Consider the following 12,146-nt stretch of genomic DNA (forward strand, 5'->3'; position numbering starts at 1 on the left):
TATCACAGTTTCCCGACTCAACATCTTAGAGAGTATCGACGAGCACAAGCTGCTCACCGACACATTTCATGTATTATAATCTTGTCTGGAGGTCTCTATGACGGCAAGCACTGTGAGAAGCACCGCTATCTTTGCCATAGCAACTATGTTATCCAGATTAACGGGTCTCGCGAGAGACTCCCTCTTTGCAAACTACTTTGGTACTTCTGCTCAATATGATGCATATCTTGTGGCAATAATGATCCCCTTCTTCCTTAGAAAGATATTCGCAGACGGCGCCTTGACCATGGCATTTGTTCCGGTTTTCAACGAAAAGCTCAAGATTTCAAGAGAAAGGGCCTTTGTCTTTGCTTCTACTGTCATTGTCTTTGTAGTGATTGTTGCTGGATCGATTTCCGCCGGAGGGATGGTTTTTTCAGAGGGGGTAGCCTCAGTATTTGCCGGGGGTTTCGATAAGGATGCATTGGACCTGACATCGAGATTAATTCGAATCTCCTTTCCATTCATAGCGCTTGTTTCTCTATGGGCAGTTTACTGCGGAGTTCTCAACAGTCTCGATGCTTTCTTCATTGCGGCGGTTTCTCCAATGTTCATAAATCTCTCAACTATCGCAGGGATTCTGCTTTCAGAAAGGTTTTCGCCACCAATTGTCGGACCGACTATAGGTTTCCTGGCTGGCGGGGTAATCCAATTGGTTGTTGTAGCTCTGGCGGCCAAATCGAAGGGCTTTGTCTTCAAACCGGGATACAGCAAAAGTGATGTAAGGGAGTTCCTTATTCTTTTCCTTTTTTCGGCCGTATCTCCGGCTATAAACGAAATCAATTCCTTTGTAGATGTAAGAGTATCCACTGAACTGGGTCGAGGCGCAGTCTCTAGCCTGGGGTATGCTCAGAGGCTTTATCAACTTCCACTGGGCGTCTTCGCCGTTGCTGTCGCCACTGTAGCACTTCCAAGATTATCGAAACTCTCCGGTTCCGATGCGCGAGACCGTTTCAGGAAGGCTCTGTGGGACTCATTGACTGTGCTCGCCTTTCTTATCATACCTTCGACTCTGGGTCTTCTGGTCCTGGGTGAAGGAATAGTTCGGATTCTCTTTGAGAGGGGTTCTTTTACACCATCCGATACTGCGTTTACCACGTCTCTTCTTTACGGATATACTCTGGGATTGCCTTTCTATGGATCGTATGGGGTTTTATCAAGGGCTTACTATGCGAGAAAGAGTCCCAGAACTCCGACTATCATCTCCGCAATCATGGTAAGCGTCAATGTAGCACTAGATATTCTGCTTGGTTTTACAATTGGGCCGCTTGGCGTTGCATTGGCAACAAGTGTGGCCGGAATCGTTGGCACAGTTACCGTTTCGGTTGCACTGTTTAGGTGGAGCGGATACGACAGAGAAAAGATTATTGCCATTTTGAAGATAATACTTGCTTCGCTTGTCATGTCATGCGTCATGATTGTTGGGAGGACTTTATTTGGAACCGGATTCATTTCGACTTCGTTGACTCTTGTTGCAGGAATAATAGTGTATTTTCTTTCGGCAAGGATACTTCGTGTTGGGAATCTCTTCAAATTGAGAGATCTCTTGCGGAACAAAAAAAGCAGTTCTCAATAAATAGTCAACGCAACGGGTTTGTATTCCATCTTTTCACAGTAAAAGACCTCCTTGAATCCAATGCTTTTCAGCAGAAGTAATGCGTCGGAAACGTGACTACCTACGTCCTCCCTTCTATGAGAATCTGAACCTATTGTCACAAACTTCCCTCCACAGAGAAAGTACTTCTCCACAATCCAGCGTTGCGGTGAAGGTTCTTTGTAAGGATAACGCCAACCCGATGTGTTTATCTCAATTCCGATACCGGCTCTTATGAGCTTCCTCAGTAATTCGCAAAGAAGTTCCTCGTTGTCAAGAGCTTTATGACCGGGAAGATATCTTCTGAGAAAATCGATGTGACCGAAAAAACCCGGTCTGTCGATACCGGAAATCGCCTCGATTGCCTCTTCCAGATAAAGCGTCCAAACGTCCCCGGAAGTCAGGTCTTTAATTCCGGGAATTCCGTGAACCGAGTAAATGAAGTAATCAAAGTCACCTTCAGGTAAGGTCTTTGCGCATGACTGAAGCCCGACTTCTAGACCCGCCAGAACCTTGATAACTGAATTCTCTTTCATGCGAGAAAGGCTCCTCAAATAGATTTCAGGATCTTTCATCCTGTAGCTATCAGGGAAGGAATCGTCAAGATCATCATGGTCGGAGATTCCTATAACTTTCAGTCCTTTAAGAATTGCTTCCTCAACGATTTCCTCCACAGGTGTCTGACTGTCAGGGGAAAAGGAGCTGTGGTTATGCAGATCTACAGACACTTCTCAGTCACAGTCACATAGAACTTTTAGAAGCTCAGCTCGCAAAGTGCTTTCGATCCTTCCTCTAAAAGCAGCCAACGTTAAGGGTAGTTTTCCTGATAGCGTAACAGTAGAATCGGCAAACTTCACAGAACCTTCTGTCTTCATTCCGGCCGCCTTCAACCTGAATCTCAGGGAGTCGTCTTCCCAGGTCGAGTCAAGGGCGAACTTCCCTTCATATTCACTCTTCAGCTCTTCGATTTTCTTATTCAATCTCTTTATTGCCTCTTCAATTCCGAGTGTGTGCTCGATGATAACGGAAAGTTCTTTCAAATGAATCACCTCTCTCAATTGTATAGTAAAGAGGAAGCCGGTAGTATAAGCGGTCTCATGGTAAAATTTTGACGGAGGTTTAGAAATGAAAAAGATCTACTTAGTCATTGATACAGAAACAACTGGATCCAGTCCCCTTGAAGGGGATAGGATTCTTGAGATTGCAGCTATTCCGGTCTATGGAAACAAGATCTTGCACAATCTATCATTTCAGTCGCTCGTGAATCCGCTTGTAATGATTCCGGCGCAGATTACAGGCATTCACGGGCTGAAAAATGAGGATGTGTTAGATGAACCGACAATGGCAGAGGTCTTCCCAAGATTCCGAAATTACGTTGGAGGAGCCACGATTGTAGGTCATAACATCGTTAATGACATGACTTTTTTTGATATTGCATCGAAAGAAACCGGAATACTGCCCTTAGCAAATAACTACATTGACACTATTGACATAGCTCATGAAGTCTTTTCCGAAGGGCCTTATGGTCTTAAGAGCATTGCGAAGAGGTTGAGAATAAGAGATGTTCCGACTCACAGGGCGATGGACGATGCCAGGGTAACAGCAAAAGTCTTTCTGGCATTGGCAAGAAGACTCGGGGGCATATCTCAAATGGTCAAATACGAAAAGAAGTGGAGGGGTTAAGTTTGATAAAAGACTTTATACTCGATACCAATGTTCTTGTTCATGATCCATACTGTTTTGACAATTTTGAGGACAACAATCTAATCATTCCATTTCCCGTTCTTGAAGAGATAGACAAGCTGAAAAAAAACTCGGGATCTGTTGGCCAGAATGCTAGAAAAGTCAACAGGTTTCTCGATTCGTTGAGATCTAAGGGCAGACTGACCGAGGGTGTTAGGCTGGAGTCGGGCGGCACGCTGAGAATAGCAGTCTTCAATGAATTCAAGAGCCAGCTTCCGCCTTTTGCAGCAAGCGGGTACAAGGATAACGCTATCCTTCTATATATGAAAGAACTTGAACTCGTAGATAAACTTCCTGTGATACTTGTCAGTAAGGATATCAACATGCGAGTCAAAGCCGACATAATGGGGATGAAGGCTGAAGACTACCTTCACGATAAAGTTGAAATCGACGACAAGCTCTCAGGAGTTCACACGTTTGACGACTCAGCCCTTAGAGACAAGTTCATAGATAGGGACGAGCTTTCGGTGGATGAACTCTCCGATTCCGTTGGGGCAAATGAATTTGTTGACTTCGGAAAGGGAATATTCGGAAGGGTAACTCCCGACGGCGAAATGATAGTTCCTCTTGAAGTCACAATGGATACAAGCAACTGGGGGATAAAGCCCAGAAATTACGAACAGATGATGGCCATGGAACTGCTTTTGGACGATAGGGTGAGGGTCGTCTTTATACCAGGAATTGCCGGAACTGGTAAGACGCTGATTTCGCTTGCTTGTGGTCTGAGGAAGGTTGTAGATGAAAAGAAGTATGAGAGATTGCTTGTTGCAAGGCCTATTATCCCGATGGGACAGGATATAGGTTATCTTCCTGGCTCGATGGAGGAGAAGATAGATCCATGGATGACTCCAATTTACGACAATCTCTATTTGTTGTTCAGCAATCGCCATATGGACATGGACTCATTCTTGAAGAAGAGAGAACAATTGGAAGTTGAGGTCCTAAGTTATATTAGGGGGAGGTCAATACCTAACCAGTACTTCATAATTGATGAGGCTCAGAACCTTTCTCCGCATGAAATCAAGACGATTATAACGAGGGTGGGGGAGAATACCAAGATCGTCGTTATCGGTGATCCCTACCAGATAGATAATTCCTATCTCGATGCTTACAGCAATGGCTTGACATATGCGGCGTCAAGATTTAGGGACAAAGAACTCGCAGGCCACATCACTCTGATGAAAGGTGAGCGATCAGAACTTGCAAGTCTGGCCGCAGATTTGCTATGAGGTTTATGTATGGGTGAGATATTGGAATATGATCTCTTCGTAAAAATCAGGCCAGAGGACATTCATGTGCTTTGTTATATTGCCGAGGCAGAAGACAATCTGATGAACATCAGGCATGTTACTGACGAAGGACTACTTAAGATAATCGTCCCCGCCGATCTGCTGGAGGAAGTCAAGAGTTTTCTTCAAAGCATTAAGAACCGTATTGAACTGGAAGTGGTGGAGATTCGTGCGAATCCTGGACATACTTGATAACGCAGTACCGAACGAAAAGGCAGAAAACGTAAGAGAGATAGACTACGAGAGGCTCCGAAAACTCGGTTACAGTACGATTCTCTTCGATTATGACAACACAATTGCTGTATGGAGAGAACCTTTCGACATGAGGAACAAGCCCGTTATAGATAGCTTGATTTCATCTGGAATGAAGGTTGGAGTCGTTACTAACGGACCACAGTCGAGAGTCAAGAACCTGAAGGATCTCTTCGGAGAAGACCTGAAAGTGTATCACTCGATGAGGAAACCCGGGACAAAGGAGCTGAGGAAAGTTCTCAGCGAGATGAAATCGAGACCCGAAAAGACAGTAATAATTGGCGATCTTTTCTTCACGGATATAATTGCGGGAAATAGAATGGGTATGTACTCAATTCTGGTATCCCCTTTGGTGGATATCAGCCATAAATGGTATAAGAGACTTCTGGGGAAGGTCACAATTGCGGCCTATCTCGTTTTTTTCTTCACTGTTGGTTGGATATTCAGAACCGGAAGACTAGCAACGCCCCACCTTTTCGCAACGACCGTTATGGATATTGATTTTGATTCACTTAAAGATTCTGGTTATAGACTGATAATATTCGATTTTGACAACACCCTCGAAAAGTGGGGAGCTACCAGCGTTTCGAAGGAGAAACGATTGCTGATAAGCAGAGTAGAGCGGCTTGGCCTTGAAGTGGTTTTGATTTCAAACGGGAAATCAAATAGACTTGGAAAAATCGAAAGAGAACTTGGTAAGACAAAGGTTATTAGTCGGGCAAGAAAACCTTTTACATTCAAAGCAAAACGTGTATTGAAAGATTTCGGTATACCTCCATACAAGACGGTAATTGTTGGTGATCAGCTATTCACAGATATCATCATGGGGAACTTATTGGGTGCTTATACGGTTAAGGTAGAACCGATTTCCGACAGGGAGTTCTTCTGGACGAAGCTTGTGAGAAGAGTAGAGAGTCTCATATTGAGCAAGATGAGGAAGCATCCCGAAGTGGAGGCGTTGGATAGATGAAGTGTGGTGGTTGCGGTGCTGAGCTCCAGCATGATGACCCAGCCGGTTTAGGTTACATATCCAGATCGGTCATGGAATCCAGGCTTCAGTCGGGGAAACAAGTACTGTGTCGTAGATGTTTTTTGATCAAACACTATGGTTCTCTTTCTGAAGACGATAGAGTCGTTCATTCAATCGACAACCTAAAAGAATACCTCGATCTTGCGCAAGATGTTATCTACGTCATTGATATTTCAGATTTCGACGGGACCTGTAGAAGAGATATCTTGAGACTCCTGAAGGAGCACACCGTTCACTACATACTGAACAAGATAGATCTTCTGCCTAGGGAGGTTAAAATCGACGAGATAAGAGACTGGGCGGCCAGTATGCTTAAAGTACCTAAGGAAACCGTTAGACCCGTTTCTGTGCTGAAAAATCATGGTCTTAAATCACTCTTCTCTTATTTGAAATCGGCTTCCGAGGAGTTTGTCTCCGTAGGAGTGACAAATGTTGGGAAATCCTCTATTCTTAATGGTCTTATACAGTCTGAAGAACTTACAGTGAGCCGATTCCCTGGAACGACTGTGAAGGTAGCTTCTAAGAAAGTCGGCGGCTCCGCATTCACCGTTTATGACACGCCCGGAATCTTCACAAAGGACAGGATAACAGACCTTCTGAGTGTAGAAGATCAAAGCAGATTCCTTCCACGCAAGAAGCTTAACAAATCGACGATTCAGTTTCACGATGTTCGTACAGTTTTTCTTGGTGGATTTGTTAGGTTAGATGTAAAAAATGAGAGCGATCCGGTCGGGATATTCCATGTCTTTGTTCCTGAAAGTGTAACAGTGCACGAGACTAATTCCGATACGGGAAACGAAGAGTGGGACAGATGGTATGGAGGAATCTTGAAACCTCCTTTTTCGGAGTCGATTCGAAGCAATTACAAATGGAAAAGCGAAAGATTCAGACTTATAACCGGTCAAGAGCTTCATATATTCGGAATGGGATGGATAAATGTGGCAAAAGGTCCTCTGACGATCGCTGTAACTACCCCAGAGGGTGTTGCCACAAAAGTAAGAAAGGGACTTATTGGCGCGAAAAAATTCAAGAAGCAGAAATAACTGGAGGTGTTTTTGTGAAACTCAAGCAACCGGCAATCAAGACAGGCGTTTCAAACCGTCATCTTCATCTTAGTGCAGCAGATATCGAGAGTCTTTTCGGCAAGGGTCATGAGCTTACTCCAGTCAAGGATCTTGGACAACCTGGCCAGTTTGCATGTGATGAAAAAGTGATTCTCGTGGGTCCCAAAGGTGCGATCACAGGAGTAAGAGTTCTTGGACCTGCCAGAAAGGCAACTCAGATAGAGGTATCTAGAACGGATTCCTTTACTCTTGGCATAAAGCCACCAATTAAGGATTCCGGCGACCATACGGATACGCCCGGTCTCACGATTGTCGGTCCTAAAGGAACGGTAGTGCTGAATTCTGGAGTAATGCTGGCTAAGAGGCACATACACATGACGCCTGAGGACGCCGAAATCTTTGGTGTTAAGGACAAGGATATCGTTATGGTGTACGCTAAAGGTTCCGGAACGAGGAAAGTAGTATTCGACGATGTTCTAGTTAGAGTTCATTCCAGTTACGCTCTGGAGTTTCATGTAGATGTAGACGAAGCAAATGCGGCCATTCTCAACAACGACGATCCGGTATACATTGTTGAGGAGCTTTAAGTGATTTATCTGGGGACGAGCGGATACTCATTCCCCGACTGGGTGGGTACTGCTTATCCAGCGGAGATAAGCTCTTCTCAGATGCTGAGATACTATCACTCTGTTTGGAGATTCAACTCAGTTGAACTAAATTTTACTTATTATAGAATGCCAACATATAAGACAGTTACTGGAATGATTAGAAAGATACCTGGTGAGATGATCTTTGCAGTAAAAGCGCCGGGAAGAGTGACTCATGAGATATGGAAGAACGGTCTCAACGAGCTAGAAGAGATCTCGGATGAGTTCTATAATGCTCTTTTTCCAATGAAAGAAGAGGGAAGATTGGGCCCGTTGCTTTTTCAGTTTCCCTGGTCCTTCAAGAACAACAAAGAGAATATGTCTTACATTAAAGCAGTCGCAAAGACTTTCAGTTCAGATAAGAATTTGCTCGCTTTCGAATTCAGGCACGAGAGCTGGGCAGCTGAAGAGGTCTTCGAAACCATTGACAGATTGGGTGTGGTACCTGTAACCGTTGACGAACCTTCATTTGGTGGATTGTTTCCATATCTTCCGAGATCAGGTTCCAGGGGTGCTTATTTCAGGTTTCACGGGAGAAATCCCGATTGGTTCAACAGCAAGGGCAGTGAGAGGTACAACTACGATTACCCGAAAACTGATTTGAGACGTTTTGCACTCGATGTGCTAGAATTTCATAAGCATGATCTACCGGTCTATGTATTCTTTAATAATTGCTACATGGGAAGAGCAGTTCACAACGCTCTCCTGATGAGAGACATCTTAGGAGGTGCCTGAATAAAGAATGACCTTTTCTGATTACATAAATGTGGTTCTCAGAATGATAGCTGAGGGAAACGAAACTCATGAGATCTATGAACAGCTTCAGAAACTTGGCTTGAGGGAAGTTGAGATCACCGAGGTCTATAATGCCGTTATTAGCATGATTACTTCCGGTTCTGAATCAACGGAAGTCATCTTGGACGGTTATTACGACCCAAGGAAAAGAGTCTTCCTTGATGAAGAGCTGAAAGCGATAATTAGCGTTCCAGGTCTGTATAAATCTCTTTTGTGGGGAGATATTTCCCCCGGTGATTTTGAGAGAACATTAAGCGATTTTTCTTCCTACAGTTGAAAAACCCGCCATTAGGCGGGTTCCCTCTACGTAATCCATTTTGCAACAGGTATGAAGTATCTGTGAGGTAGTCTTTCGGGGTTGGGAATTACTCTAACAGTGTATGCAAGCTGCCCTTCTTCAGCTACGGTGAATTTGCCTCCATAGACATATTCGCCGTGAACATCTTCCTTAACTAACTTCATGGGGTAAAGACTAAACCCGTCCATTTCTCCTTCGTCATTCATCTTTGCCACGAAGATCTCGACCTGAACCTCAGAAGGATCCATAGTACCGAGATATATGTTCGCTGAAACAGAAATCTCCTGTCCTACCTTAACGGACTTTGCAGAAGTCTCACCTATCATATTGGGCTTGATTCTTATGGCATTCCAGCTTGAACTGAATTTGTCTTTCCAGATGGCAACACTCTTCGCGAGTTTGAAATCATCTTTTTCGACTTCTTTGGAAAGATCGGCGACTGGGAAATATAGATCCTCAGCATAGTCTGCGATCATCCTGTGAGTATTGAATTTGCTTCCGATTTCTTTGATAGAGTTTTTCATTCTCTTTGCCCACTCTTTGGCAACTCCCTTTTCGTCTCTAGAGTAGTAAAGGGGAATTATCTCCTTTTCAAGTGAGCTGTAAATGGAAACGGAATCAATTCTATCCTGAAGCTCGTGGTCCTTGTAATCTCTATTGTCGCCGATGGCCCAGCCGTTTACTCCGTTGAAGCCTTCTACCCACCAGCCGTCTAGAACACTGAAATTCAGAACTCCATTCATACCAGCCTTCTCACCACTGGTTCCACTAGCTTCATGAGGTCTTCTCGGTGTATTGAGCCATACATCGACACCGCTCACCAAGTGTCGAGCTATGTTCATGTCGTAATTTTCGACTATAATGATTCGACTTTTGAATTCAGGAGTCCTGGAAATTTCATAAAGCTTTCTTATCAGTTCCTTTCCAGGGTCGTCTGCAGGATGAGCCTTCCCGGCAAAGACAAACTGAACCGGTCTTTCAGAGTTCGTTATTATCGACTTCAGCCTGTTGATATCCTTGAAAATTAACGTCGCCCTCTTATATGTGGCAAATCTCCTTGCGAATCCAATCGTAAGAACATCCTCGGGAAGAGCTTCTTCGACTTCCATAAGATCTTCAATGGTTTCGCCAAGTCTCATTCTTTGCCTCTTGAGCCTACCTTGGAGAAAGTTTCTGGCCCTGGATTTTAGCGACATATGCAATTTCCAGATCTCCTCTTCGGGTATTTTGTCCACTGCCTCCCAGATTTCGGGGTCGTACACTTTTTCGTGCCAACCGACAGGCAAATATCTGTCAAGAAGTTTGACCAGATCTGGGTTCAGCCAGGTCCAGATATGTACTCCGTTTGTAACATGAGATATTGGGACCTCGACAGCCGGCAGGTCGGGGTAGATATGATTCCAAAGGTTTCTGCTTACCCTTCCGTGAAGTTTGCTGACTCCATTAGCTAGAGCGGACAATCTAAGGGCTAGAACGGTCATACTGTATTGCTGGCCTCCGCCCGGAAGTCTTTCAATCCCGAGATTTATGAATTCATCTCTCTCGGCTCTTATTGTGCTCCAGAAATCGCGGAAGTATTTGTCGATTATCTCGAGGCTGAACGTGTCATTTCCGGCGGGCACAGGAGTGTGAGTGGTAAAGACGTTGCCTGATTTGACAATCATTGAAGCTGTGGATAAATCTATCGAATTCTTCTGAACCAGCTCTCTGATTCTCTCGAGAGAAAGGAAGGCCGCATGCCCTTCATTCATGTGCCAAACATTCGGCGAATAATTGAGCATTCTGAGAGCCCTCACTCCGCCGATGCCAAGGAGAATCTCTTGTTTTATCCTAGTTTCCCGGTCACCGCCATAGAGTGTAGCAGTTATGTTTCTGTCTTCCGGCTCGTTTTGGGGAATGTCTGTATCAAGTAGATAGAGAGATGTTCTTCCCACGGCTGTCTTCCAGATTTTCGCCCAGACTTTCCTGCCTGGAAAGTCGATGTTAACAAATATCTCATCTCCCGAGTCATCCTGTGCGGGAACTACGGGGAAGTCTTCAAATTCATAAGAGTGGTATATGTTCTGTTGCCAGCCCGACTCGTCGATTCTCTGTTCGAAATAACCGTTCCTGTATAAAAGACCGACGGCAACGAAGTTCAGTCCCATATCACTGGCAGTCTTCAAGTGATCTCCAGCAAGAATCCCAAGACCCCCGGAGTAGATCGGGAAAGATTCATGGAAGCCATATTCGGCACAGAAATACGCGATACATTGTTCCTTTCTGTCCGGATGTTCTCTATCCATCCAGGTATCTTTCCCACCCATATATTCATCAAACTCTCCTACAACACTTTCATACATCTCAATAAATGGTTTGTCTTCGGAAAGCTCATAAAGTCTGGTTTGACTTATCCTTCGAAGAAGCCTTATGGGACTCCTTCTTTCCTGATACCACATTTCTGGATCCATGTATTTGAACATCTGTTGAGCGCGGTAGTTCCAACTCCACCAAAGGTTCTTTGAAAGTTCTTCAAGTCTTCTTAGCTTCTCCGGTAATCGTGGTACTGCCATCACTCTTTCGAGGAAGTACATAGCAATAACCTCCTAATTCTGGCAATTCTGTCCAATTATACCTTTTTATGCAAGTCTGTGCTTTCCTACTATCATTTCGCTCGCCATTTCTACGAATTGCTAGCAGAGCTACAAAAAAGGGAGCCTAGCTCCCTTAATTCTATCTAACTTTCGCTCTTCCATTATGGTCTTTTACGGATACCTCTTTTCTTGTCGAGTCTTCTCTTATAGGCAGAAATCTTCTCGCCGCTATCTCTCATGAACTTGGCTAGTTTCTTCTCGAAATCCTGGCTTGTAGGCGCCTCTTCTGAACCTTTGCCTTTCAAATCCTTTATAGACAGCTCCCACTTTCCGTCTTTCGTAGTTCCGAGAACCTTTGCTTCCACTTTCTGACCAACTTTGAGATAGTCTTCAATGTTCTTCACGTACTCCCTTGCGACTTTTGAAATGTGGATGAAACCCTCTTCTCCGCCTTCAAGATTTACGTACGCTCCAAATTTCTTAACAGAAGTCACACTTCCCTCAACAACGGTACCCACTTTCACACTCACATGACTAACCTCCAATTGACTATATACTTGAGTTTGCGCAAAACGCTTGCTCAGTAATTGTCTCCGTATTTGTTTCTGAACTTCTGTACTCTTCCCTCAGTGTCGAGAATCATAGAAGACGCATCTCCGCGGAAGAAGGGATGGCAGCTCGAGCAAAGGTCGATCTTGATATTTTCCTTTGTTGAATAAAACTTGTGCTCCGCGCCACACGTACACTTTACAGTCACTAGCTTCATCTCAGGGTGCATTTCTTTTTTCATCGGGGCTTCACCTCTTCATGTTGTAATTTGCA

General features: G+C 44.4%; 14 protein-coding genes. 9 read left to right on the plus strand and 5 right to left on the minus strand.

Features of this window, described 5'->3' with window-relative positions; all coding sequences use genetic code 11:
* Positions 1–97: 97 nt before the first annotated feature.
* A complete protein-coding gene (gene murJ / locus THEBA_RS03980; RefSeq protein ID WP_014730542.1) occupies positions 98–1,615 on the plus strand; it encodes a murein biosynthesis integral membrane protein MurJ in 1,518 nt (505 codons plus the stop codon).
* On the opposite strand, the gene THEBA_RS03985 is transcribed toward murJ, so the two are convergent.
* Complete coding sequence (locus THEBA_RS03985) at positions 1,609–2,361, minus strand: histidinol-phosphatase HisJ family protein (protein WP_014730543.1); 753 nt, start codon at positions 2,359–2,361, stop codon at positions 1,609–1,611. The two genes, murJ and THEBA_RS03985, sit on opposite strands and share 7 nt — an antisense overlap.
* 3 nt (positions 2,362–2,364) lie before the next feature.
* Positions 2,365–2,673 carry a polyhydroxyalkanoic acid system family protein gene (locus tag THEBA_RS03990; protein ID WP_014730544.1) on the minus strand — a complete coding sequence of 103 codons (309 nt, stop codon included), beginning with the start codon at positions 2,671–2,673 and terminating at the stop codon, positions 2,365–2,367.
* A gap of 85 nt (positions 2,674–2,758) precedes the next feature.
* Here THEBA_RS03990 and THEBA_RS03995 point away from each other — a divergent pair, with 85 nt between their 5' ends.
* The 8 genes from THEBA_RS03995 to THEBA_RS04030 are packed head-to-tail and all read left to right on the plus strand — an operon-like array spanning position 2,759 to position 8,730.
* Positions 2,759–3,316 carry a 3'-5' exonuclease gene (locus THEBA_RS03995; protein WP_014730545.1) on the plus strand — a complete coding sequence of 186 codons (558 nt, stop codon included), beginning with the start codon at positions 2,759–2,761 and terminating at the stop codon, positions 3,314–3,316.
* A 2-nt stretch (positions 3,317–3,318) separates the two neighbouring features.
* A complete protein-coding gene (locus THEBA_RS04000; protein WP_014730546.1) occupies positions 3,319–4,605 on the plus strand; it encodes a PhoH family protein in 1,287 nt (428 codons plus the stop codon).
* Between the two features lie 9 nt (positions 4,606–4,614).
* A complete protein-coding gene (locus THEBA_RS04005) occupies positions 4,615–4,857 on the plus strand; it encodes a DUF4911 domain-containing protein (protein WP_014730547.1) in 243 nt (80 codons plus the stop codon).
* Entirely contained in the window at positions 4,835–5,887 is a 1,053-nt protein-coding gene (locus THEBA_RS04010) for a YqeG family HAD IIIA-type phosphatase (RefSeq protein WP_014730548.1), read from the plus strand. Before THEBA_RS04005 ends, THEBA_RS04010 begins: the two co-directional genes overlap by 23 nt.
* Positions 5,884–6,990 carry a GTPase gene (locus THEBA_RS04015; protein WP_014730549.1) on the plus strand — a complete coding sequence of 369 codons (1,107 nt, stop codon included), beginning with the start codon at positions 5,884–5,886 and terminating at the stop codon, positions 6,988–6,990. The genes THEBA_RS04010 and THEBA_RS04015 overlap by 4 nt, the downstream gene beginning before the upstream one ends.
* A gap of 14 nt (positions 6,991–7,004) precedes the next feature.
* Positions 7,005–7,598: a phosphate propanoyltransferase gene (gene pduL, locus THEBA_RS04020; protein ID WP_014730550.1), complete on the plus strand. Its 594-nt coding sequence runs from the start codon at positions 7,005–7,007 to the stop codon at positions 7,596–7,598.
* Positions 7,599–8,393 carry a DUF72 domain-containing protein gene (locus THEBA_RS04025; protein ID WP_014730551.1) on the plus strand — a complete coding sequence of 265 codons (795 nt, stop codon included), beginning with the start codon at positions 7,599–7,601 and terminating at the stop codon, positions 8,391–8,393.
* A gap of 7 nt (positions 8,394–8,400) precedes the next feature.
* A complete protein-coding gene (locus THEBA_RS04030) occupies positions 8,401–8,730 on the plus strand; it encodes a hypothetical protein (RefSeq protein WP_014730552.1) in 330 nt (109 codons plus the stop codon).
* 26 nt (positions 8,731–8,756) lie between these two features.
* Here THEBA_RS04030 and glgP read toward each other — a convergent pair whose 3' ends face one another.
* The 3 genes from glgP to rpmE all read right to left on the minus strand — a co-directional run bounded on the left by glgP (position 8,757) and on the right by rpmE (position 12,114).
* A complete protein-coding gene (glgP, locus tag THEBA_RS04035; RefSeq protein ID WP_014730553.1) occupies positions 8,757–11,324 on the minus strand; it encodes an alpha-glucan family phosphorylase in 2,568 nt (855 codons plus the stop codon).
* Positions 11,325–11,485: 161 nt separating this feature from the next.
* Positions 11,486–11,854 carry a S1 RNA-binding domain-containing protein gene (locus tag THEBA_RS04040; RefSeq protein WP_014730554.1) on the minus strand — a complete coding sequence of 123 codons (369 nt, stop codon included), beginning with the start codon at positions 11,852–11,854 and terminating at the stop codon, positions 11,486–11,488.
* 50 nt (positions 11,855–11,904) lie between these two features.
* Complete coding sequence (gene rpmE / locus THEBA_RS04045) at positions 11,905–12,114, minus strand: 50S ribosomal protein L31 (RefSeq protein WP_006492482.1); 210 nt, start codon at positions 12,112–12,114, stop codon at positions 11,905–11,907.
* Positions 12,115–12,146: the final 32 nt, after the last annotated feature.

The sequence above is a fragment of the Mesotoga prima MesG1.Ag.4.2 genome (assembly GCF_000147715.2).
Classification (GTDB): domain Bacteria; phylum Thermotogota; class Thermotogae; order Petrotogales; family Kosmotogaceae; genus Mesotoga; species Mesotoga prima.